The 20,969-nt window shown below is 62.2% G+C and carries 22 protein-coding genes and 4 pseudogenes; 13 read left to right on the top strand and 13 right to left on the bottom strand.

Features of this window, described 5'->3' with window-relative positions; genetic code table 11:
- The coding region (locus tag A3CW_RS51805) for an IS4/Tn5 family transposase DNA-binding protein (protein ID WP_169739141.1) at window positions 1-148 on the bottom strand (148 nt) is incomplete at its 3' end.
- A 215-nt stretch (window positions 149-363) separates the two neighbouring features.
- Between A3CW_RS51805 and A3CW_RS0141320 the strand changes: the two genes are divergently transcribed.
- Together A3CW_RS0141320 and A3CW_RS0141315 are read left to right on the top strand one after the other, a co-directional pair.
- The gene (locus A3CW_RS0141320) at window positions 364-1,278 is read left to right on the top strand and encodes an HTH-type transcriptional regulator ArgP (protein ID WP_051482066.1); all 915 of its coding nucleotides are present in this window, start codon (window positions 364-366) and stop codon (window positions 1,276-1,278) included.
- Window positions 1,279-2,081: 803 nt separating this feature from the next.
- Window positions 2,082-2,996, top strand: coding sequence for an HTH-type transcriptional regulator ArgP (locus A3CW_RS0141315; protein WP_035515532.1), 915 nt, complete (start codon window positions 2,082-2,084; stop codon window positions 2,994-2,996).
- 99 nt (window positions 2,997-3,095) lie between these two features.
- Here A3CW_RS0141315 and A3CW_RS0141305 read toward each other — a convergent pair whose 3' ends face one another.
- On the bottom strand, window positions 3,096-4,334 hold the full coding sequence (locus A3CW_RS0141305; protein ID WP_028208743.1) for an SLC5/6 family protein: 1,239 nt from the start codon (window positions 4,332-4,334) through the stop codon (window positions 3,096-3,098).
- Window positions 4,321-5,277: a fatty acid desaturase gene (locus tag A3CW_RS0141300; RefSeq protein ID WP_028208742.1), complete on the bottom strand. Its 957-nt coding sequence runs from the start codon at window positions 5,275-5,277 to the stop codon at window positions 4,321-4,323. Before A3CW_RS0141300 ends, A3CW_RS0141305 begins: the two co-directional genes overlap by 14 nt.
- A 671-nt stretch (window positions 5,278-5,948) precedes the next feature.
- Here A3CW_RS0141300 and A3CW_RS52860 point away from each other — a divergent pair.
- The gene (locus A3CW_RS52860; protein ID WP_154678203.1) at window positions 5,949-6,161 is read left to right on the top strand and encodes a hypothetical protein; all 213 of its coding nucleotides are present in this window, start codon (window positions 5,949-5,951) and stop codon (window positions 6,159-6,161) included.
- 100 nt (window positions 6,162-6,261) lie between these two features.
- Here the strand turns inward: A3CW_RS52860 and A3CW_RS0141285 are convergent, their stop codons facing one another.
- The gene (locus A3CW_RS0141285) at window positions 6,262-6,699 is read right to left on the bottom strand and encodes a helix-turn-helix domain-containing protein (protein WP_028208740.1); all 438 of its coding nucleotides are present in this window, start codon (window positions 6,697-6,699) and stop codon (window positions 6,262-6,264) included.
- Between the two features lie 130 nt (window positions 6,700-6,829).
- On the opposite strand from A3CW_RS0141285, the gene A3CW_RS51795 reads away from it, so the two are divergent.
- The 9 genes from A3CW_RS51795 (at window position 6,830) to A3CW_RS0141245 (ending at window position 14,959) form a co-directional block, all read left to right on the top strand.
- Entirely contained in the window at window positions 6,830-7,078 is a 249-nt protein-coding gene (locus A3CW_RS51795; protein ID WP_081772065.1) for a MerR family transcriptional regulator, read from the top strand.
- Window positions 7,079-7,138: 60 nt separating this feature from the next.
- Window positions 7,139-8,032, top strand: coding sequence for a ParA family protein (locus tag A3CW_RS0141280; protein ID WP_028208739.1), 894 nt, complete (start codon window positions 7,139-7,141; stop codon window positions 8,030-8,032).
- Window positions 8,033-8,136: 104 nt separating this feature from the next.
- On the top strand, window positions 8,137-9,759 hold the full coding sequence (locus A3CW_RS0141275; protein WP_245623875.1) for a ParB N-terminal domain-containing protein: 1,623 nt from the start codon (window positions 8,137-8,139) through the stop codon (window positions 9,757-9,759).
- Window positions 9,759-10,433, top strand: coding sequence for a hypothetical protein (locus A3CW_RS0141270; RefSeq protein ID WP_028208737.1), 675 nt, complete (start codon window positions 9,759-9,761; stop codon window positions 10,431-10,433). Before A3CW_RS0141275 ends, A3CW_RS0141270 begins: the two co-directional genes overlap by 1 nt.
- On the top strand, window positions 10,414-10,914 hold the full coding sequence (locus A3CW_RS0141265) for a hypothetical protein (RefSeq protein WP_028208736.1): 501 nt from the start codon (window positions 10,414-10,416) through the stop codon (window positions 10,912-10,914). The genes A3CW_RS0141270 and A3CW_RS0141265 overlap by 20 nt, the downstream gene beginning before the upstream one ends.
- Window positions 10,911-12,506: a hypothetical protein gene (locus tag A3CW_RS0141260; protein ID WP_028208735.1), complete on the top strand. Its 1,596-nt coding sequence runs from the start codon at window positions 10,911-10,913 to the stop codon at window positions 12,504-12,506. The genes A3CW_RS0141265 and A3CW_RS0141260 overlap by 4 nt, the downstream gene beginning before the upstream one ends.
- A gap of 158 nt (window positions 12,507-12,664) precedes the next feature.
- The gene (locus A3CW_RS0141255) at window positions 12,665-13,738 is read left to right on the top strand and encodes a PFL_4669 family integrating conjugative element protein (protein ID WP_028208734.1); all 1,074 of its coding nucleotides are present in this window, start codon (window positions 12,665-12,667) and stop codon (window positions 13,736-13,738) included.
- Window positions 13,739-13,763: 25 nt separating this feature from the next.
- A complete protein-coding gene (locus A3CW_RS0141250) occupies window positions 13,764-14,252 on the top strand; it encodes a hypothetical protein (protein ID WP_028208733.1) in 489 nt (162 codons plus the stop codon).
- Between the two features lie 128 nt (window positions 14,253-14,380).
- Window positions 14,381-14,959 carry a single-stranded DNA-binding protein gene (locus A3CW_RS0141245; RefSeq protein ID WP_028208732.1) on the top strand — a complete coding sequence of 193 codons (579 nt, stop codon included), beginning with the start codon at window positions 14,381-14,383 and terminating at the stop codon, window positions 14,957-14,959.
- Window positions 14,960-15,912: 953 nt separating this feature from the next.
- Here A3CW_RS0141245 and A3CW_RS54660 read toward each other — a convergent pair.
- The 5 genes and pseudogenes from A3CW_RS54660 to A3CW_RS54720 form a co-directional block, all read right to left on the bottom strand.
- Window positions 15,913-16,083 (bottom strand): transposase, encoded by a 171-nt coding sequence (locus tag A3CW_RS54660; protein WP_407669819.1) that lies wholly within the window; start codon window positions 16,081-16,083, stop codon window positions 15,913-15,915.
- Window positions 16,050-16,469 (bottom strand): transposase, encoded by a 420-nt coding sequence (locus A3CW_RS54655; protein ID WP_154678202.1) that lies wholly within the window; start codon window positions 16,467-16,469, stop codon window positions 16,050-16,052. The genes A3CW_RS54660 and A3CW_RS54655 overlap by 34 nt, the downstream gene beginning before the upstream one ends.
- Entirely contained in the window at window positions 16,466-16,711 is a 246-nt protein-coding gene (locus A3CW_RS51775; protein ID WP_081772064.1) for a hypothetical protein, read from the bottom strand. Before A3CW_RS51775 ends, A3CW_RS54655 begins: the two co-directional genes overlap by 4 nt.
- Complete coding sequence (locus tag A3CW_RS49445; RefSeq protein ID WP_051482064.1) at window positions 16,671-18,119, bottom strand: insulinase family protein; 1,449 nt, start codon at window positions 18,117-18,119, stop codon at window positions 16,671-16,673. Before A3CW_RS49445 ends, A3CW_RS51775 begins: the two co-directional genes overlap by 41 nt.
- Window positions 18,119-18,208, bottom strand: a pseudogene (locus A3CW_RS54720) (IS6 family transposase); the annotation flags it as partial. The gene A3CW_RS49445 and the pseudogene A3CW_RS54720, both read right to left, overlap by 1 nt.
- Before the next feature lie 8 nt (window positions 18,209-18,216).
- On the opposite strand from A3CW_RS54720, the pseudogene A3CW_RS54715 reads away from it, so the two are divergent.
- A pseudogene (locus A3CW_RS54715) lies at window positions 18,217-18,348 on the top strand (IS6 family transposase); the annotation flags it as partial.
- A gap of 70 nt (window positions 18,349-18,418) precedes the next feature.
- Here the strand turns inward: A3CW_RS54715 and A3CW_RS0141225 are convergent.
- The 4 genes and pseudogenes from A3CW_RS0141225 to A3CW_RS49435 form a co-directional block, all read right to left on the bottom strand.
- Window positions 18,419-19,054: a response regulator gene (locus A3CW_RS0141225; RefSeq protein WP_028208729.1), complete on the bottom strand. Its 636-nt coding sequence runs from the start codon at window positions 19,052-19,054 to the stop codon at window positions 18,419-18,421.
- Between the two features lie 2 nt (window positions 19,055-19,056).
- Window positions 19,057-19,371, bottom strand: coding sequence for a hypothetical protein (locus A3CW_RS0141220; protein WP_028208728.1), 315 nt, complete (start codon window positions 19,369-19,371; stop codon window positions 19,057-19,059).
- A gap of 393 nt (window positions 19,372-19,764) precedes the next feature.
- Window positions 19,765-20,181: pseudogene (locus A3CW_RS49440) on the bottom strand (DDE-type integrase/transposase/recombinase); the annotation flags it as partial.
- A gap of 44 nt (window positions 20,182-20,225) precedes the next feature.
- Window positions 20,226-20,857, bottom strand: a pseudogene (locus A3CW_RS49435) (IS6 family transposase).
- Between the last annotated feature and the right edge of the window lie 112 nt (window positions 20,858-20,969).

Below are 20,969 nucleotides of genomic sequence, written 5' to 3'. Positions count from 1 at the left end.
TCCAGCCACGGCACGCGCCCGGGATGCTCGCCGTCGGCTTCTCCGCGAGCCGTGTAAGCACAGCCTTCGCGCGTTTATTGCGCCTCACGTCACCCAGATCCACGCCTTCCAGTTCCTTGTATGCCCAGCCATCGGACTCTCGCGTCATTTGTCGTCGCCGCAAATTGCAAGAGTAAACGCGCATTCGCTTCAGTTAACAACCCCGAATTCCTGCGTCAGATCAAACTTCAAGCCTTATCTGACGGGGCTTCGCGGAGATGTGTGTAACGAGGTGGCGTAAGCCGGGGACCTTACCAGAGCGGGACATTATGTTCGCTGGCTCCGGGAACCGGGTAGCGAGAAGTGAGGATGAAAGTGGGCGCAATGTTGAACATGCTGGAGCTGGAAACATTTGCCGCGGTAGTCGAACATCGCAGTTTCGCGCAGGCGGCAGTTGCGCTGAATATCTCCTCTGCAGCAGTGACACGACGGGTCAAGCGGCTCGAACAGTCGATGGGGGCACTGCTCCTGATCCGCGAGCCTCCCGTGTTGCCGACGAAAGCGGGCGAAGAGGTCTTTCGTCATTTCATGACGATCCGGCTGCAGGAGGATGAGCTGCTTCGGCGTGTCATGCCGGGGAGAGCGACGACAACAGCGCTGGCGCTTGCCGTCAATGCCGACTCGCTGGCCACCTGGTTCGAGCCGGTGACGCGCGAGCTGGTGCAACACCAGGTGGCGCTCGAGATCGTCGTGGACGATCAAGACCACACGCTCAAGGCGCTGGCGCGCGGCGACGTCAAGGGTTTTCTGTCCACGCAACCGGAACCGGTTGTCGATCGTTTCGTGGCCGCGCCGGTCGGGCAGATGCGCTACCAGTGTGTGGCCACCCCTAGATTCGCGCGCGAACATTTCGCTGGTGGCCTGACCTTGCCCGGCGCACTCAAGGCCACCGCCATCCTGTTTGACCGGAAGGACGCCCTGCATGATGTGTTTTTCCGGTCGCATTTCGGTGTGACGGTCGGCCGGTACCCGCGACACTATTTTCCCTCGCCGGTGGCGTTGCTCAATGCGATCCTGGACGATCTCGGCTATGGGCTGGTGCCCGCCATGCAGGCGGAGTCGCTGATCGGCAGCGGCAGACTGATTGCGCTCGCGTCTGGGCACGATCTGCTGATCGATCTGTACTGGCATCACTGGGAGCAGGAGCCCGAGCCGCTCGCGACTATCAGCGCACTGGTCATGGCGGCGGCGCGGCGAAGCCTGGTTCAACCGGCCCAGAGGGAGGAGGAAACCCGTTGAAGGAGTCTTGTGGCGCTACGCTGATGTTTTCGCCGGTCGGACGCTACATGCTCAACAGGCAGGCATCCTGGGGTTCTGCTCCGAAAGGGCGCATCACAAAGGGACGACATCACGGCTTCGTGAAAGGTGCGATGACAAGCCCGTGCGCGGTGCCGGGAAGCAGCTGCCGCGTCGACGAGCTGCGCACTCGATCTGCTGCCATGGCCGACGGTCGACTGGAAGTTCGGCCCCGTCGAGCCGAAGCCGCTGTCGCGCGTCGAGATGATCTCGGGCGCGAACCTTCACAAAGGAGGAGGACGTTTATGGCGATTTCAGGAATGTCGTTGAGAAGCATGGTCGACGACTGGTTGGCACCCGACCCGGAGAGAGGATTCCGGATCAGTCATTACGGGCGATCCGGGGCAGGACGTTACGTTTGCGTTGTCGCAGACAACGGAGGCGGGTCGAAGGCGATGTTCTTTTTTCGCCACCGAGACGGCAAATGGTGCATTTATCCACCCGGTCCAGAGCGGCCCGCCATGCAGGGTGAAGTCTCGTGCACGGAGGCGAGTGGTGCAAGCGTCTAGGTCGGGAAAAGTACCGGCTGGCCTGTGAAACGGCAATGGCCTGTGGCTGTCCCCATCTGCAAGATACCGGTTACGGTTTTCGGTCACGGTTAGTTCTGCAACGGATTACGTGCTGGTCTTGACCACCAGGCGCCTGCACAGGAGGACCATCGACACCGCGCCAATACCGCACGCTGTGTGGCGTTGACGTTCCCGTGTCAGATGCGCTATCGAAGAGCGAGGGTGAAAGTGAGTGCGATGCTCAACATGCTGGAGCTGGAAACATTTGCCTCGGTGGTCGAGCAGCGCAGTTTCACGCACGCGGCGGTTGCGCTGAACATCTCTTCCGCAGCAGCGACACGGCGGGTCAAGCGGCTCGAGCAGTCGATCGGGGCGCTGCTGCTGCGGCGTGAGCCGGCCGTGCTGCCGACGAAAGCGGGCGAAGAAGTCTTTCGTCATTTCATGATGGTGCGGCTGCACGAGGACGAGCTGCTTCGGCGTGTCATGCCGGGGAGAGCGACGACAACAGCACTTGCGCTTGCCGTCAATGCGGATTCGCTTGCCACCTGGTTCGAGCCGGTCACGCGTGAGCTGGCGCAACACCATGTGGCGCTCGAGATCGTCGTGGACGATCAGGACCATACGCTCGAGGCGCTCGCGCGCGGCGACGTCAAGGGCTTCCGGTGCACCCAGCCGGAACCGGTGGTCGTTCGATTCGTGGCGGAGCCGGTTGGACAGATGCGTTACCAGTGTGTCGCCACACCGGCATTTGCACGCGAACATTTCGCCGGTGGTCTGACCTTGCCGGGCGTGCTCGAGGCCACCGGCATCCTGTTTGACCGCGAGGACGCGCTGCTCGACGAGTTTTTCGAGCTGCATTTCGGTGTGACAATCGGCCGGTACCCGAGGCACTATTTTCCTTCGCCGGTGGCGTTGCTCGATGCGATCCTCGACGATCTCGGCTACGGGCTGGTCCCCGCCATGCAGGCGGAGCCGCTGATCGGCAGCGGCAGACTTGTTGTACTCGCGCCCCAACATGATCTGATGATCGATCTGTACTGGCATCACTGGGAGCAGGAGCCCGAGCCGCTCGCGACGATTGGCGCATTGGTGATGGAAGCGGGGCGGCGAAGCCTGGTTCAGCCGACCACGAGGGCCGAGGACGCGCGTTGACGAGGCAATGCGACGTACCGTGGTGATGCTTTGGCGCGGGTCGGAGCGCTACGTGATCAATACGCAACGCACCGGCGCGTTCGAGTGAGCGGGCGGTTTCTATGGCCGGACACGGCCGAGAAGCGGCGCGAACTGCCATGCGACCGGCACGCACGCGGAGGCAAACAGCCCAGCCGGAAGCGGGAGCCAGGCGGGAAGATGGCCGATACCGGCCCAGTTCATTGCCGATACGAGCAGGGAGACAGTCGTCCCGGACAGCAGCATCGCTGATGCGCAGCGCGGTGGAACCTGTCGACCGCTCTCGTGGAACAGGAACAGCAGACCGACGGCGGCAACATACACGACGTTCAGCGAAACGATGGTCGACACAATCGCCTGGCCATCAGCGGCGATTGCGCAACCGATGGCGATGATCAGCAGGCGCGACGCGTAGCCGTAGCGACCCTCTCTGGCATGCAGGCCCTCAAGTGCCGATGACATTGCGCGCGCGATCGCGGTCCCTGATCCGAGGGCAGCAAGCAGGATCACGCCGATGCAAACGGGCCCAACTGACCGACCGGTTTGCAGCATGATCCACGGGATCGCGCTCGCGGTGTCCGTCAGGCCGGACAGCTTGCCGGCATGAAGCGCTGCGACGACCGTTGCGGCCGGGAGAAACCCGGTCACCATTAGGAAAAGGCTCGCCAGTACGCAGCCTAGCCACGCATCGCGTGGTCGGCGCGCCGCGATGACGAACTGCTGATAGTCCGATCCTGTGATCACCAGAAACCCGACTGCAGCGATGGTTACTATCGTCTCGGCGCGTGGTGCGGCGTGCGTCTCCTGGATGAAGGACGGCCATGCGTGGAGGTACACAGTCAGTCCGTGCGAAGCCACCAGCGCATGTACGAGCGCGAGGTTCGTTGCCAGCAGGCAGCACGCGAAGAGCATGGCGGCCATGCCGAGCTCAATGGAAGACATCACCAGCAATGCAGCCGCAATCACCGCCAGTGCATGCGTCGCTGGAAGTCCGACGGCGACCAGCGCCGCAATACCGCCGTGGATCTGGGCGGCCAGCACGCCGGCCATCCAGACCAGTGAGAGCAGCGCGACGAGCTTGCGTACTATCGGGCCGTAGCGCTTGCCCAACACATCCCAGATGAGTTCGCATCCCCGCCAGAGCGTCGGCGCGACAACCGCGAGCGCGAGCATAGCCAGTGCGGTGATGATCGCGTACAGGCTGCCCGCCATTCCGGAATGGACCGCCATCTCGCCGGAACCGAGCAGGAACGCGACGCCGTAGCTTGCCGAGACGAGCAGGGCGGCGACGTGCATCGCGCCAAGATTACGCTGCAACATTTTCGGCTCCTCCCTGGACGTCCCATTCACGCACAACCGCGTCGGGTCCGCGAAAGTACGCACGACACACCCGCGCTGTTCGGGCGAAGGCAGGCAGCTCCAGTAGGCGCTGATGTACGGAAGAAAGTCGGTGGTAGGGAATCGCGGGCATCAGGTGATGCGTCAGATGGTAGCCGTTGTTATGCGGATGGATGACGCAGCGCCACAGGCTCCGGGAAGACACGTCGCGCGTGTATCTGAAGATACCGCCGGGCTGCCGGCCGAAGTGGTCGCACAACTCCCGGAACGTGGTGATCACGTGGAAGACGGTGGCTCTTGCCAGCAGCCAGATACCGAAGAAAAGTGCCGCCGCATGTACGCCCCATAGAAGCGTCATGGCACCCAGTACGGCGCACCACCATCCTACGATGGCGAAGCGCTGCATCCATGTAAGCGTCGACAGATGCAGGTGTCCGAACATCGAGCTCAGGCATGCCGCGGGCGCGAACAAAACCTTAAAAAACGGCTGCCACCAGCGGTCGCCCGGCTTCGAACGAACGGCGATATAGTCGGGATCGCGCGTAGGGTCACCCAGCCACGCGTGATGACGGGCGTGCAACTCCCGATAAACTGCAAGGCTGTTGAACAGCGCCGGCGCGATCAAGAGGCATGCAAGCGCGTCATTGATGCGAGCTGATCGGGCGAAGTTGCGGTGGGCGGCGTCGTGAAGCAGGTTGCCCAGCGCACGTTGCCGATTTCCAATCCATGCAACCGCCGCAGGCGCCGACATCCATCCCAAGCGATGCAGGGTCAGCATGGCGAGCGCGATGCTCAGCCAGTCGAACGCGATATCAAAAATGACGGGGACCACGTCAGGCGAAGTCACGGCCCGATGAAGCGTGTCCCATTCGGGAAACGCGGAGCGGATCAGTTCCTGATCGTGGATCACGGCGCGATTACTCATGGATTACCTCGCGTGAATGGCCTCGCATCGAAGACAATCACGTCGCCCACAGCGAATGCGAAGGAGGAATGGAAGCGCAGGGGCGCCGACCACCGAGATTTGATCTTACGAAACATGTGCAATGGTCGAACGTGCGTTGCGCAAATGTTCAGCGGGTTGCATTTTCGACAGCGGCATGCGCGATGGATCGCCTTGCTAGCGGAGCATCAGGAAGTTGTGTCGTGAGCGCGCAATCCGGCGGATCGTACGATAATGCCTCCGGTTATCGACACTCCGCTCGACGCCTGGTTGAACTGAGAAACGTCATGCAATGTGACGAAAAAGGCGTTGCGGACAAGCTATCGTCGCGGTTGCCGCGCCGGTTGCCGCGCCGGTTGCCGCGCCGGTTGCCGCGCCGGTTGTCGCGTTGCCCGTCGCGCCCGACCTTGGCCCGGACTGACGCAATGCCTTTCCGCAGCGATGGTCCCTGGACTTCGCACCCACAACCGCGACGATGGCAGTTAGCGGAACACTGTCGTTGATTCAGCAAATCGAAGCAAGATCGCGTGCCGATGGCGGCCACCCGGGCCGAGCAATCGATCAAGGGCATGATTTCCAGGACCAGTGCCTGGCTGGGCGAGGGGCGCGCGCCGCTATGATGGTTCGCCGTTACCGCTCGGTTCCATCGAGATATGGATCTGAAAGCCGGAGGGCGGGGGCTGCGTAATGAAAAGTTCAAGACGGATATGCGTTTCGGGCATCGAAGGCAGATTCGCGGCGCGCTCGCCGCGCCGACGCAAAATATCCTTCTCGATTTCACCCGCCAGTTGATCGAGTTCCTCGCTGATCTCTTCCCGACGTCCCATTGCATTTCTCCACTACCGATTGCGATATCGCAGGCATGATCACCCGTGCGTTGAAAAACGCTACGTCCAAAGATTAATGTCCGGCCGATGATTGACGCACACCGTTGCGGAATTTTTGTGGTCGCTGACTTTAAAGAAACTAACGCGTCAGGCGGCTGATGCGCGAGTCCTTCAGGATATCGTCGGCACTGTCGCCCAGCAGCTGACACTGCTCGTAGAGCAGCCCAATGAGTCGCGCCTTCCTTTTCGCGTCGAGCGGGACATCAAGGCGAGCCTCGATCCGCGCGACGGCGACCAGCACACTATCAAGCGTCTTCTGGTCGAGCCGATACCGCACGTCGCGATCGAGAATCATGTTGCCGTCACCCGTCAGCAACCACGCGGGATCGATCGAGAACCGTTCGTACAACGCACGCAGCAGTTCGACCGGGACCGCACGTTCGCCACGCTCGTAGTTCGCATACGCACGCAGGGAGAGCCCGAGCTGCCGGGCTATTTTTTCCTGAGACAGTTCGAGATGCTCACGAACCTGCACGATGCGCTGGTGGTAGTCCCCGTGATCCGCGCTGCTTGACATGTGGGCCTCACATTCCTACGATGATTTTGTACCTTGATTATAGGAACGTTCGAGTAATGGACAAGACTGGACGTACCTGGACGAACGCAGCACGCCGCGGACCGATGGGCGTCACGTTCGCGGAGGCCGAGTGACGAGCAGGCGGTTCTATACGCTGGAAGAGATTGCACGCGAGCTACATATCGCGCCCGCGACCGCGCGCAACCGCCTGACGCTGGGGCTGCCGATGCCGCCGTCACTGCGCGTAGGTCGACGGCGTCTGTTTCCCGTAGACGAGTATGAAAAGTGGATTGCCTCGCAATTGACCCGCACTGACGCGCGTGACGCTGACGATCTTGCTGCTCCGGATCAACGCGGGCCGTCTCACGACAAAACCTGATCGGTTTCTTTCTGATTCTGTTATCCGCTCAAACGATGACGCTGTACTGGATATCCCACCGTGCCGGCTGTTATTTCCTTCGTCTCCACCAAAGGCGGCGTCGGTAAGACGACCGTCGCCGCCAATCTGGGCGGCCTGCTCGCAGCCTTCGGCCTGAAGGTCCTTGCGATCGATGCAGATGTCCAGCCGAGTCTAAGCAAGTTCTTTCCCGTCCATTACCGTTCACCGCGGGGTCTGAGTGCCGTCGTGACCTCAGGCGGCAATCCGGCCGCCGACTGCATCAGCCGCACGATCTTCTCGAATCTCGATCTCGTTTATTCCGACACACCGGACGCGGGGCTGCAGGCCTGGCTCAACCGCCGTGAGGATCGGCTGATGATCCTGCGTCGTGCGATGCAAAGTCCGCTGATGGAAGCCTATGACGTCGTGCTGATCGATACACAGGGCGCGGTGGGCGAGCTGCAGAAGTCCGCGGCGATGGCCGCCAACATCATGGTGTCGCCTGTCAAGCCGGACGCGCTGAGTGCCGGGGAGTTTGCTACGGGGACCATCGCGATGCTCGATGAACTGAACCGGCTGGCCGACTTTGGCGAGTCGTTTCGCTCGGGCGATCTGCTCGCGCTGATCAATGCGCACGAGCGCACCACCAACGCCAGGACACTCTCGGCTGTGCTGCGGCAACGGTTCGCAGACCATGCGAAAGTGAGAATACTGGACACGGTCATCCCGTCGGCCGCCGCCTATTGCGCGGCTGCAACGGCACGCGTTCCCGTTCACGACTTCGATCGTCGCAGGCGGTTCGACAATTCCGCGTGGAACGTGATGCACCGTCTCGCATGGGAACTGTTCCCGTCGCTGGCGAATGTCTATGCCGGGGCACCGCGACGCACACTGGTTGACGTCGGGACGGAGGATGAGGGGACGGGCGACGGCGGACAGGGGGCGGTCGCATGAGCGCGTCAGGAAAGTCGCTCATCAGGACGCGCGAAGACCTTGCTGCGCAACGCCTTGACGTGGCGCCGCCGGGTGCGCAGGCGCCCGATCCGCAGTTGACATCGGTGATCCGGCTCAGGATCACCGACGTGATGGTCTACGAGCGCAATCCCCGGCGCGCGTCGCACGAGCGCATCGCGGAACTCAGGGAGTCGATCCGCGCAAACGGCATCGAGCAGATCGTCACGGTGACCCGACGGCCTGGTGAGACGCGCTACGTGGTTGCGAAGGGCGGGAATTCGCGCGTGACCGCAGCGACGGCCCTGTACGACGAAACCGGCGATGAACGCTTTCTTCATTATGACTTCGTCTACGTGCCGTTTCCCGGCGAGGCGAGGCTGCTGGCGGCGCATCTGCGCGAAAACGATCAACGAGCGGACCTGTGCTTCTGGGACAAGGCGAACGGCTATCTGGCGCTCAAGGCCGATCTCGAAACCGTACGGGGAGCCACGCTGTCGCTGCGCGAATTCTCGCGACTGCTCGCGCAAGATGGTGCTGCGGTGAGCCATGTACTGCTTTCGCTCTTTCAGTTTGCGATCGAGCGACTGTCCGCGCTCGGACCTGCCACAGCATTTCTCAGCCGACGTGCACTCGTTGATGTCATCCAGCCCGGCATCGGTATGCTCCTGCGTCTGGCGAGGCGTCTGGGTCTGGATGATCAATGGGTGCAGGCGCGGGTGATCGATCCGCACCTGACCGGCATGGCTGCTGGCTGCGAGCCGGGCGATGCCGGCATGCCGCCACAGCGTGCCGCTTTCGACGCGGCACGCCTGGTCGATGGATTGCGACAACGCATGGTGGTCGAGCTGGGTGTGTCGCGCGATGCGCTGGACCGGATGTGCCATCTGCTCGAACGCACGCCGGATGCCACAAGCGACGATCTGCGCGAAGTGGGCGGTATGCAGGTTGAGCGAGCCGAACCTTCTCCGGCTGCGTCGGCTGGAGACACGAACGGTGTGGCCGTCGCGCAGATGGTGCCGGCGCAGGGCGTGGGCGATCTGTCCGCCCGGGCGCGGGCCAAGGAAGCCACTGTGCCGGACGCGACTCTTGGTGCGAAACGGCCAGGCCAATCGGCCATGGCACCGGATAGCTCGCAGCGCACGCCCGGTGACGGATCAACACGGGTGGCTGCTGACGTCCACGATCCTGGCGAAGACGCCGCGGCATACGCTTCAGATGAAGGTGAGCTTTTCCGGGAGGCGGTGGTGGCTTTCGCGCGCACCTGCGGTCTTGGCGGCTGTGTGCGCGATGCGCCAGCGCTGCCGTACGGTTTCATGATCGAGCCGCCACCGCCGGGTCAACCGCGACTGTCGCCCGAAACTGATGCGGGGCACGACGAAGGCGCACTGAACCGGTATCTCGGCTGGTGGTGGCTCGTTAGCCTGTCCCGGCAAAATACCGCAACGGGCATCGCACGCATCCCCCGCGATACCCTCTTTGCACGGATGGCCGGCGACGACGAAGTATGGAACCGCGCGTGCGACACGAGTGTCGGCGAACCGTTGCTCGGCGACCGCATGGACGTGCTGTTCGACTTGATGCTGAACCCCGATCACCCGATCGGACAATGGTGGACAGAGCTTGTTCTTCAGGCGCGCGCCTTCCGGGTCGCGAATTCAGAACGCTTTGCGTCCGCCCGCTGGCCAGAGCCGGGCGCCGACGAGCGGCTTCAGCGAGGAGGGCTGTGATGGACCAGGCCTTCCTGCGGGTCAGGAGCGCGTCGCTCGAACATTTCACGCTGCTCGAGCTGATCGCCTGTTCGACCGCAGGCATTCTGGATGGCAAGCCTGTCAATGAGGATTGCAAAGTTTCATGCGAAACAGGGGCGACCGACTGCATGTCGCCGACAAACGCGTTGACGGATACACTCCCGGCGGCAGTTCGACGCGTGCTGGGCGATGCTCGTGTATCAGCCTTCACCCGCGAGCTGCTCGCGTCTGGCGCCTTGCGCCTCTATGTGGACGCGGGCACGTTGCAGCGTCGGTGCGAACTGATCGAACGCCAATGGCGCGACCAGGAGCTGTTGTGCGCGTTTGTCGAAAGACAGGCCAGCATTCCGATGATCCGCAGGTTTTTTCGCACGGCCACGCGCACAACGATCTCGCAGCTACGCGACGAGCTCGGTGTTGCACCACCGACGAAACCGCGCGCGCTGGCGCCGAGCGCGATGGACACGCTGTTCGATGCCTGGGCCAGGCTGAACGACATCGGCGATCCGCGCGAACGGTATCTGGCACTGCATGAGCGCTATCAGGGCCAATGGTCGCTCGCGACGCTGTTCGCGGCACTGGAGCCCGACACCAGAGATTGTCATCCGACTTCCTCCCTAAAGGAGTCTCACCATGTACGACATGCGACTTGATCCCCAGGGCAACCTGCTGCCCGGCAAGAGCTGGGACGATTCGCCCGGACTGCCGCCTGCCGAGGCCGACATGCTCCTCTCGATGCTCGACGTGCCGATCACGATCGACCGGTGTTTCGTCGAGATATGCGGCGACCTCGCTGCCGCTGGCATGCTCACCGAGCTCTCGACGCTGGAGAGCGAGACAGGGCGCCAGCAAGTCTGGCTGCAGGTCGCGTCCGACGAGTTCGAACGAAAACTGGCGCTCACGCAAGCCCAGCAGCGGGCCGCCCGGCGACTGCTCCGGTCGAAAGGTCTGGTCGCTTACCGCAGGAGAGGGACGCCGCCGCTGGAGGAATGGCGCATCCTGTGGCGGGCCGTGCTCGCGTTGCTTCAGCAGAAAGCGGAGGAACGCACCCCCCATATTGTGTGGCCGCCCGTGTGTGCAGCCCACCCGGACCGTACGGACCATACGGAGCAACTGATGGAGGTCGAATCATGATGCCTGGATGCCATCCCTATATCACCGGGTTCGACGCGCTGTGGACCATGCTGAGGCCTCACCGGCCGATTGCCTTTGGAACTCGCCTTGCCCGGATCACGGGCCATCCGAAGGACGCGCTGCTGCTCTCACAACTGGTGTACTGGACACGGCGCGGGCGCGATGTGGAAGCGAACGACGGGTGGATTTACAAGACCCGTGAGCACTGGCTGCTCGAGACGGGCCTGTCGCGCGAAGAGCAGGAGAACGCACGGCGGCGCCTGCGAAACATGAATCTGCTGATCGAGTGGCGCGGTGGCCAGCCGGCACGCATGCATTACCGGCTGGAGGTGGACGCCATTTCGCATGCGGTACGGGCCAATTGCCGGATGGTGAGTGAACTTCCCGGATCGATCGAAGCGATGCGCACCGATGAATTCGCGAGTGAGGCGCTGCTCGGACCGACCATCGCATACCGGCGCATATTCGCTGACCTGGTCGGCAATGTGAACGCCGCGTTGCTGCTATCGCGTATGGTGCAGCTGCAGCGTCGTGAGGCCGACCGGCAATGCACCTGGTTTACGCTGACGGCCGGTGAATGGCAACGCACGCTGGGCCTTAGCCGGCGTCAGCTCGACAACGCCAGAGCGCGGCTCGTGCGTCAGGGCCTGATTCGCGAGCTCATGCGCCAGTGCACCGGCAGGCGCGTGTTCACCCAGGTCAATGCGGACGAGCTGAAGCGCCAGTTCGAGCGCCTTGTGTCGCGTGGCGATATGCGCGAACGACTGGCAACGCGCAAGCGCCTGCTCGCACGGAGCCTGAGCGAAGAACACAACGGTGTGGTCGGAGCACGGCCGGTGGCTGTTACCCCGGGTAACAGCGGGGCCAATCTCGCGCCGCTTGACGAGACCATCCACGTGCCGTTCGCATGCGCGGGCAAAGGGGCACTGGAAAAGTCGCCAACCGGAAGTCCCCCACTGCAGGCGAAACACGGCGTAGCGCCTGCCGCGCCCAGGATCCGGTTGGCGGGTTTGGTCCATTACCGCTGGCGACAAACGTGCGTTCCAGACGCGCGCGTATACGGAACGATTACATATCGGACTACGACAACCACCGGCCTGGCGCTCATGCCGTTCATGCCGCGCGAGATGCCGAAGTCGGTGTCGGGAATCAGTCTTTCGCCGATGCAGTCGGGCGCCACGGCTGACGTCGGTCCGATCGTCTGGCCAGTCATGGTGGCCGCGGATGATCGCGCACTGATCGCCGCACATCTCACGCGGATTCCGGTTGCGGACCGGCAGGTGCTGCTCGACGAGATGGCGGCAGGTCACCGGCATCAGCCGGTGCAGTTGCCGGTGGCCTACATCGCTGGCCTCGTGCGTCGCTATCTCGCCGGCGAGTTCATCGCGACGCGGGCGCATCTCGAACGCATGGCACGCGAGCGGGCAACCCGGGGCGCGGAGCTGAGCGTGGGATCGCGGCATTGGCGTGAGGACCGCGATTTGTCTGCGTCAACGCGCGAGACGGCCTGCCAGCATCTCGCGGCGATCCGGCATGCGTTGCGCGTCCAGATGGCGTATCGACTGGCCTGTCAGGCCGACACGCATGCGTGACCGGGTTTTCCGTTCCCGGGGCGCTTACGTCAATGCGCTGCTGTTACCCGGGGTAACAGCAATCCCGCGGTCACCGCGACCGGCGCTGGTGTTACCCCGGGTAACACGCCTGCGCCGGCCATTCCTCTGTAGCGATTGCCTGTTTCAAGGAGCCTGTCATGGAGCCAGCGCCCCCCCCGCCGTCTACCACCATCGATCCATCTGCCGACGCCTTCGCGCGCTCCACGACGTCGCCCTTCGCCGACGGTTACGACATCGACGCGGAACGCGCGGCCCTCGCGCATCTGATTGCCGAGGACGACCCCGATCCGGCTGATCCCCTGTTTGGCCGCTATCAGCTGTTGCTCGAACGTGAGGACGCGCTGAGTCACATGCACGAGACGCATGCGCTGCGACACGGCGGTGATCCGCTGGTGCGCCCGCATGAGGCGCAGCAGATCAGCCGCATCGGGCAACTGGGCAGCGACGGTGCCGATCGCATGCATCTGCATACGCGCGATGCGATGCGGTTGTTCCTTGGGCGCTCGATTGCGCCAGGCGAGCATGGACATCCGATGGCGGGTGGCCGTCGCGTCGCCGCCGCGCTGCGCGCATTGTGGTCGCTCTCGGGCAACGACAATCCGTATGCGGACTGGAGCCTCGTCAGGATCGCGGAGCGCATTGCCGGCATCCGGCGCGCAAACGATCTGGAGCAGCAGCATGCCCGTCAGTTGCTCGACGCTGCTCGTGACAAAGGCCTCGACTATTCGGTGCTGCAATCGCGTGAGCCCGCGCAGGTGTCGCTCGGTTTTGGCTCACCGTACGGCTACATGATCGTGATGCTGCTGGTTGAACTCGACTACCTGGTGCGACTCGTGCGCTCCGCCGTGTTGCGCGACCTGATGTCGTCGACTGAAGGCTTCCGGCGCATCGGCTCGGCGAAGCACCGGTGCCTGTCCGTGTTCCACTTCGCGGTCCACTGCCAGCGGGTGCTCACGCGCCCCGAGCTGCTGCCGCTGTCGCGCGTCGACTTCCTGCCGAACGCCGATGCTGCCGCAGGCAAACGCGTCGAGGCTGCGCGTGCATTGCTCGGCGTACTTCCGCGTGACGTGTTTACTGGCGAGCGTGAACCCCGCCATAGCCGGCGGCGCGTGCGTCGCCTGTCGGACGCGGAACTGCGCCTGCTCGATACGGTGCCGCTGTCCGGGGACGACGCACACGCGCAGGCTGCGGCAGCGGCGTTGGTGCAATGAAGGAAGGGACGGGAGGACTGCGGCAATGACGGATCGCACTTCAGATCTGGATCGACGTCCAAAGGCCTTTAAGGGTAAGGGGGCGGGTGCGGCTCAGCCCGCGACGGCACTGCCGGTATCCCGGGTCGCAGGTCAGCCGGGATTTCGTGTGCTGCTGCGCTCGTATGAGCACTGGCTCGACGAGACGGTGACCGAAATGCAGACGCTGGCGCTGGAGACCGCGACCGCCGGGCTCGATGTATCGCTGCGCTGCGTGCGCATTGCACTGGCGAGCGGCGCGAAGCGCCACCGGCTCGACTGGTTCATTCGTGGCGAGCCGCATGCACTCGCCTGGCCGCGCGTGAAGGGCTGTTTCAATCGCGTTCCCGCGCCGCTGCGCCCGTATCTGCTGCAATGTAATGCGCGTGCGAAAGAGCTCAACGCACTCGAGTCGGTCTTCCGGTATGCGGCCAGCCAACTCGGGATGTATCTGGAACACGGCACGGTGAAGGTTCGACGGACCGACGATCCCTGAGACAGGTGCCCGGTTTCGACCGCGTTTGATCGATGGACATCAGGCTGACGCAGAGCGGTCGATAACAAGGAAGTCAGTGGACAGCGCGCTTCATTCGTAGGGGCAATCCTTGATGAACGGAGTGCACAATGGGCATCTACGCAGAACTGGTCGGTAACGTACTCGCGTCGCCGACGATGAAACAGGTCAACACCGCCAGTGGCGCGCGCCGCATTGTCGAGCTGCGCGTTATGTCCGCCAGCTACCACCGGCTCGACGATGGCACGCTCGAGCAGCGCGAAGGGCGGACCTTTCCCGTCGATGTCACCGTCTGGAACGAGCGTCTGACCGAGCGGGTGATGCAACACATCCGCACGGGTGCCAGCGTCGTTGTGCGCGGCGACTTCTACGTCACTCCTTGGGTTAACCGCGACAATGAGGCGGACGCCGGTGCGCATATCGACGCCGAATCCATTTCCCTGAATCTCGTGCGAGTCGAACAGGTGGTGTACCGCCAACGCCAGGCCCGTGAAAGTGAGGCCTCGGGCGGCTCATCACATGACGAAAGTGTGGGCGAGGGGGGCGATCGGGCTGATGATGAATCGGGGCAGGCTGAGTTGACGCCGGAAGATGGGCCGCCCTCGGACGACGCCGGGTCGGATTCAGCTTCCCCGGAGCAGTCTGCCAGCCGACGTTCGCGTCGGGGTGCGCGGACGCAAGCTCAATGACTCACATCGAACATTGCCGGTGCGATGCCGGTCCGTTCGCCGCGCATCGCGGCGATACTCCGAACGCCTGGCGGCCCGCGAGCATGGTTCGCACTGTTTGCCCGGTATTACCCGACGTAGAGGAAGAGCGAATGTTGCGCGCTCTGGTGTCTGAGGGCGTCTCGATGTTTCACCGGGGACCTTGAGCGCGCGCTTTCATGGATGGCGCGTCCAGGTTTCGCGCGATGGTCGCTTCGGTGGATGCCCTGCGCTCATCACTGTCGAGATTCGTTGCCGCAAAGGTGACCTGGTGGAGCGCACCTGCCTGTTTACCTGCGCCCTTACGAACGAGGGCTCAGAACGATGATCGCAAGCCGTTGCGGGAACAGGGCCAGGCAACGGCTGACGCCCATAAAGCGAAACATGACATCGCTGTCCCGATCGTCAATACCGGAATGGTATTCCCGGGCCGGGTAACGGTATTGGATTCCTCTTCGCGTCGAACCTAATCTTCCAGCAAAGACAAGGTTGGGACGTCTGCCGTAGTTCCAGACTGTGGCGTATTCCGGCACGGCGCATCTGGTTTCTGACCCACCGAAGGGTTGCCAGCCTCGACGACGGCTAAGCGCGTGACGCCGTGACCAATGTGGGGCGGTATGTGCCTGACATGTAAGCCGTCAAGTCGAGAGTGAAGGAGCAGAAGATGAACAGCAACGGTAGGTCCTTGCGAAGCCTGGTCGATAAATGGCTGGCCCCGACGCCGGGCACGCCGATACTTTTAAGGCGTCTCAGGCACGCGAAACAGGGTTCGCTGCGATGTGTGCGCGTGGGGGCCGCAGGCGCATTACAGACGTGGGCGATTCTTTTTTTCGACACGACGACGGTTCGTGGTGTGTGTTTCCTCCTGCAGTTGAACGGCCGACTATGGCACCGCACATAACGGCAGCATGAGACGGAGATTTAGCGGTAAGTGTTCACGAAAAATTCGTTTGAAATTCGGATCCGTATTTGTTTAGAAATGCAGCAAGTTCGGCATCGATGGTATCGCGCGTCCAGGTGAGAGCGCGCCGCCATCGGTATTTCAGTTGCCGCCAGACGATCTCGATCTTGTTTAGCTCGGGACTGTAGGCTGGGAGGAAAAACAGGATGACTCGTTGGCTTTATGTTCGAGCAGCCAACGTTGGCGCGTCGCTTCGCTGATGCCGTGATGGATGCTGGCATTGTCCAGCACGATCACGGTGGGCAGAGCGTTTGCACGGGCGAGCATGCCGTCAATGAAGCACTCGACATTCGGGGCTTTGATAGTCCCGCTATGCGAGGCGTGGATCAGCGTGTTCTCGCCGAAGTCCAGCGCGCCGATGACGCTGCGACGGCAATGATGATTCGGCTCGACCTGATGGGGCAAGCCTCGTGGTGACCAGCTACGTTGAACAGGGGGCGATCCATGGAAACCCGCTTCATCAAGGTACAGCAACCGCACGGCACCTTCACGTGCAGCCTGCTGGAGCTTCCCGAGGGTGGTCTGTTTCAAGGCGAATGCCTCTTCGTCCCGCTTTTTTTAAGCGAGAAGCGGTTACGCTTGAAGGAAAAACCGTTGCGCTTGAGTGCTTCACCCAGTGTTTCGATCTTGCAGGGCAGAGGTTCGTTGAGTGCAGATTCAAGACGCTGGGCGATGCGGCCCAACGTCAGGGGCTCGGCGCGCGCAATCTCGAGGGCCGCAGCGATTTGGGCTTCACTCAGCAGCGCATGTCGACCGCCGTTGTGAGCGCTCATCAAGCCACACCTGACGCTGGCGCCATCGGCCCGCTTCTTCAAATCCCAAACTACCAGTCCCGAGGTCCGGCACGATGTCGGCGTACAGGGATAGCCAGGGCCTATCGTCCTTCGTGGCCGTGCTCAGATCGAAAAGCGTGGTCGCATAGGTGATGCCGTTGGTGGCGGCACCGACGACGCTAATCGAGCTGTGCTGATGTTGAATCTCTGGGAACGCGATGGGCTCACGCCTGAGTTCGCTCGGCTGAACGCAAGGCAGTACATCGGTGTTGCTTCGAGCCTTGCGGTGTTCGGCCAGAGCGGCCTCCTCGGCGCCGATCTGGCGACGCTCGTCGTCGCTCAGCTCGCGCTCCTTCAGCGCGAGCGCCTTCGCTTCCTGCGCCTCGCGCAGAGTCGCGAAGTCGGCATCTGCAATCACGTGCGTGGCCAGAAGATTCGGGTGATTGATTAGCTCACGGACGGCACGCTTGAAGAAGGCTGGGTCCTCAATCTCTTTCTCGAGTTGCTGAAGCACGGGTTCGATATCGAATGCCGCTGCGACATCGCCTCCGTTCATCCGCAAGGGTACGGCGTCAAGCAACCGGCGCAGTGCGTCTGGGATGGTGTCCCCCTGCATCTCGCGCTGTGCAAAGCGCATGTCGCGCAGTGCGGTTTTGAGGACAACCACCGGAACGCCGTCAGTTGCGGCGTCCTCGAGGGCTTGCTCGATACAGCTCTTTGCTCGCTCCACCTGTGTCTCGGTCAATCCTTCCATGCCAATATGTAGCACAAGCTGGCGCAGGCCGCTGTCGACGAAATTCATCTGGCTTGGTCGGCCGAAGCCGGCCGACTGCATGGCCTTCATCACCGGCGCGGAGGCGTCGCCAAGCAAGCCGTGGCTCAGTAGCCGAAGTCGTGCAGTGGCTAGCGGGTCGGTGGATTCACCGAAGCGCCAGCTGAGCTGCAGGCCATGTTCGTCAGGGCGCGCTTGAGCCGACGGTACTCTGACCTGAGCGCGGCGCGGTGCTATCCAGTCAGCAGCCAGCTCTGGCCGGCGCGCCGGGCACCGTCCCGTGCGGCGCGAGAGCACGCGCTCAACGAGCTTGGCCTGAATCTCCTTTGCCTCGATTCGACCAGCGCTCATGAACATCGCCTGCGAAGGGTGGTAGTGGCTGGCGTGGAACTCCAGCAGCATTTCGTGTGAAAGCTCCGGGATGACGAGCGGGTCGCCGCCGGAGTTCTCGGCGTAGGACGTTCCGGGGAACAGAGCCTTGTTGAGGCCGGAGTACAGGATGCTCAGCGGATTGCCAAACGCGCCCTTCATCTCGTTGAGCACTACACCTTGACGGACCAGACGATCGCCCTTGAAGGGGCTCTGGTGCAAATAGGCGGTCTGTACGAGATTGTTGTTATATAGAGGATACGTCATCAAGCAGACAGGACGGCCTCCCGGACTGCGGGCGCAGTGGTATCTTTGAGGCCGAGCTTCGCGAGGCCGAATTGGCCCTTGCGAATGCGATNTCGGGAGCGCCGCGACCACGATTTCAGGAATCGAGTTGACGCATCGCATTCGCAAGGGGCAGTTCGATCTCGCGAAGCTCGGCCTCAAGGAGGCCGCTGCGCCCGCCGTATGGAATGCGGTCCTGTTTGATCGATAAGCTTTCCTACCTATATGAGCTTTCTCAACCCGCTTACCTATTTGCACCAGAACCCTAATTCGCAGGTAGTCTAGTTGACGCAAGACAGTCCGTGCCGGATCGCGTACCGGATCACGTCGGTGTTGTTCGTGATGCCGAGTTTCTGCATCAGCCGCATCTTGTGGGTGCTGATCGTTTTTGCACTGAGCGCGCACACATCCGCGATTTCGTTAAGGCTCTTTCCCGCAGAGAGCATTTGCAACACCTGAAACTCGCGGTCTGACAGCACTTCATGCGGCGGCACGTCGCCGCGGTGCCTGTCGAAGACCATTGCGTCGACGAGCCTCGGATCGATGAAGCGCCCGCCGCCCGCGATCTTGCGGATGGCTTCGAGCAACACGGCGGGGTCGCTGTCCTTTGTCAGGTAGCCCGTCGCGCCTGCACGCAGCGCTCGCGACGCCACCTGCGCGTCGTCGTGGATGGTAAGTACCAGCACTGGCAGCGCAGGCTGCTCGACGCGCACGCGCCGGACGAGGTCGATTCCGCTGATGCCCGGCATGGTCATGTCGAGCAGCAGCACGTCGACGGCGCAGCTGCGCAGCTTGTCGATCACTTCCGAACCCTGTGCAGCTTCCGCGGCGACGATCATGTCGACCGTTGTCGCGATGATCTGCCTGATCCCGCTGCGCAAGATCGCGTGATCGTCCGCAATGAGTATTCTGATCATGTTCAGGCCCTATTCCACGAGCGCACGCTTCTGATCGGCGTTGGCCGCTCGATCAGCTCATCAATCAGATCGGCCAGTTCACATAGTGCCTGAAACTCTGATTCGTCGAGTTGGTCGACGTAATTGAGCCGCAGATCGCGCATGGTTTCGCCAAGGCGCTTAAGCATCTTCGGCGTGCTGTCGAGCAACGGCCAGCAGTGCATCAGATACGCAAGCAAGGTCACACGACGCGTCTCGCACCACTCATCGAACAGTCGTAGACAGACCGAATTAATTTCCTCGACGGCGTTCTCCCGCTCCGACAGATAGGCGATCATGATGCACCGGTTTTCCAATTGCGCTTCGACGACTCATAGTCAGCGACCAGAATCCCTGTCACATTCAGCGGAAGCTGGAAAAACGAGGCGCGGCATCCTGATTTTCGCATCAGGAAATCCTTACATCCTCTTTTCCGCTTTCCCAGATGGATGGCAATCTGCCCAATCATGGGGTGAGCCGGTCCTTGACTTCCGCGGCCAGCCTTGCCGTCAAGTTCTCCCAGTTGCCCATCGTATCGGGTCGGAGCACACTGAGCGACGGGTACCACGGCGTTGCCCCGGTGCTTTGCTCGTATCGCCAGTCAGCGCATTGTGCGTTCAGCAACAGATACCCGGGCGGCGTTGTCACGTTAAGGTATACGAGACGCAAGAGCGCACGGGACGTACATTTGCTCAGAAATTGGACGGATCTTGGGTGAGCCCAGTGAAGCGATGCCACCCGGCAAAGCGTGCGGCGAGCTCTTTGCGATAGAGTGATGCACGCAGTAAATGTCGCTTGAGCGCGAAGTGCTGGCGAATCGGACCGAAGCTCGATAAGAACGCTTGTGTGCGATCAGGATCGCGGAAACCACGCATCCGGCGTTCGCGCTCACGCGTAGGTTGATGGCTGTTTTCGGCACGGTTGTTCACCCGGGCACTGGCTTTGACAAAGACGTGTTTGATGTTTGCCAGTTCGGGAATTTCGGCCTTCGCGGCCGGATAGCTGCGCAATTGATCGGTGACAATCCTTCGTGGCGCGTCGGCACAGGCGGCCAGCACGCGATTGAAGAAGCGCTTTGCTGCGGCCTTATCGCGACGTCTCTGGTGCAAATAGGCGGTCTGTACGAGATTGTTGTTATATAGAGGATACGTCATCAAGCAGACAGGACGGCCTCCCGGACTGCGGGCGCAGTGGTATCTTTGAGGCCGAGCTTCGCGAGGCCGAATTGGCCCTTGCGAATGCGATGTACCAACTCAATACCCGAGAGCGTGATCGCTGCGTTCCTGAAACGTTTGAAGCCGAGCATGACTTTCGTCCGGGACTTGATGTTGCGGTGGTCCTGCTCGACCAGATTATTGAGATATTTCGAGGATCGGACCTTCGTGTCCTCAGGCAGCAAGCCATCGGCCTTCATCTCGCGCACGGCGCGGTGCGAGGCCGCATAGCCGTCAAGCGTGATGGTCTTCGGTGGCTGGCCTGATGTCTGATTGCCTTCCTGAAAAAGGCTTTTGCCGCCTCCACGTCGCGCTTTGCACGGAGCATGAAGTCAACCGTCTGGCCCACCCGATCCACCGCCCGATAAAGATAGACCCACTTGCCGCGCAGCTTGAGATAAGTCTCGTCAACACGCCAGGACTGGCCGGTGGGCCTGCCGAAGCGATTGCACCGTTTGACGAACTCCGGCGCAAAGCGCCGCACCCAGCGCAGGATCGTCGTGTGGGCCAGCGCCAGACCCCGTTGCGCCATCATTTCGACCAGATCGCGCAAGCCAAGCTTGTAGCGCAGGTACCAGCGAACACACAGAATGATCACATCGCGGTCAAAGTGACGGCCTGCAAACAGTTCGTCCCGGCTCTTCAGCTTGCTCATCGTCGGTTCTCAATTCGTTCAGCCCGAC

It is taken from the genome of Paraburkholderia nodosa DSM 21604, from assembly GCF_000519185.1.
Taxonomy (GTDB): Bacteria; Pseudomonadota; Gammaproteobacteria; order Burkholderiales; family Burkholderiaceae; genus Paraburkholderia; species Paraburkholderia nodosa.
The sequence above is the reverse complement of the archived record's forward strand: the minus strand, read 5'-3'. Positions and strand labels throughout refer to the sequence as shown.

Coding starts and splice junctions, on each gene's coding strand:
- A3CW_RS0141320 (WP_051482066.1), top strand. CDS start 364: ATGTTGAACATGCTGGAGCTGGAAACATTTGCCGCGGTAGTCGAACAT.
- A3CW_RS0141315 (WP_035515532.1), top strand. CDS start 2,082: ATGCTCAACATGCTGGAGCTGGAAACATTTGCCTCGGTGGTCGAGCAG.
- A3CW_RS0141305 (WP_028208743.1), bottom strand. CDS start 4,334: ATGTTGCAGCGTAATCTTGGCGCGATGCACGTCGCCGCCCTGCTCGTC.
- A3CW_RS0141300 (WP_028208742.1), bottom strand. CDS start 5,277: ATGAGTAATCGCGCCGTGATCCACGATCAGGAACTGATCCGCTCCGCG.
- A3CW_RS52860 (WP_154678203.1), top strand. CDS start 5,949: ATGGATCTGAAAGCCGGAGGGCGGGGGCTGCGTAATGAAAAGTTCAAG.
- A3CW_RS0141285 (WP_028208740.1), bottom strand. CDS start 6,699: ATGTCAAGCAGCGCGGATCACGGGGACTACCACCAGCGCATCGTGCAG.
- A3CW_RS0141270 (WP_028208737.1), top strand. CDS start 9,759: ATGGACCAGGCCTTCCTGCGGGTCAGGAGCGCGTCGCTCGAACATTTC.
- A3CW_RS0141265 (WP_028208736.1), top strand. CDS start 10,414: ATGTACGACATGCGACTTGATCCCCAGGGCAACCTGCTGCCCGGCAAG.
- A3CW_RS0141260 (WP_028208735.1), top strand. CDS start 10,911: ATGATGCCTGGATGCCATCCCTATATCACCGGGTTCGACGCGCTGTGG.
- A3CW_RS0141255 (WP_028208734.1), top strand. CDS start 12,665: ATGGAGCCAGCGCCCCCCCCGCCGTCTACCACCATCGATCCATCTGCC.
- A3CW_RS0141250 (WP_028208733.1), top strand. CDS start 13,764: ATGACGGATCGCACTTCAGATCTGGATCGACGTCCAAAGGCCTTTAAG.
- A3CW_RS0141245 (WP_028208732.1), top strand. CDS start 14,381: ATGGGCATCTACGCAGAACTGGTCGGTAACGTACTCGCGTCGCCGACG.
- A3CW_RS51775 (WP_081772064.1), bottom strand. CDS start 16,711: ATGAGCGCTCACAACGGCGGTCGACATGCGCTGCTGAGTGAAGCCCAA.
- A3CW_RS49445 (WP_051482064.1), bottom strand. CDS start 18,119: ATGACGTATCCTCTATATAACAACAATCTCGTACAGACCGCCTATTTG.
- A3CW_RS0141225 (WP_028208729.1), bottom strand. CDS start 19,054: ATGATCAGAATACTCATTGCGGACGATCACGCGATCTTGCGCAGCGGG.
- A3CW_RS0141220 (WP_028208728.1), bottom strand. CDS start 19,371: ATGATCGCCTATCTGTCGGAGCGGGAGAACGCCGTCGAGGAAATTAAT.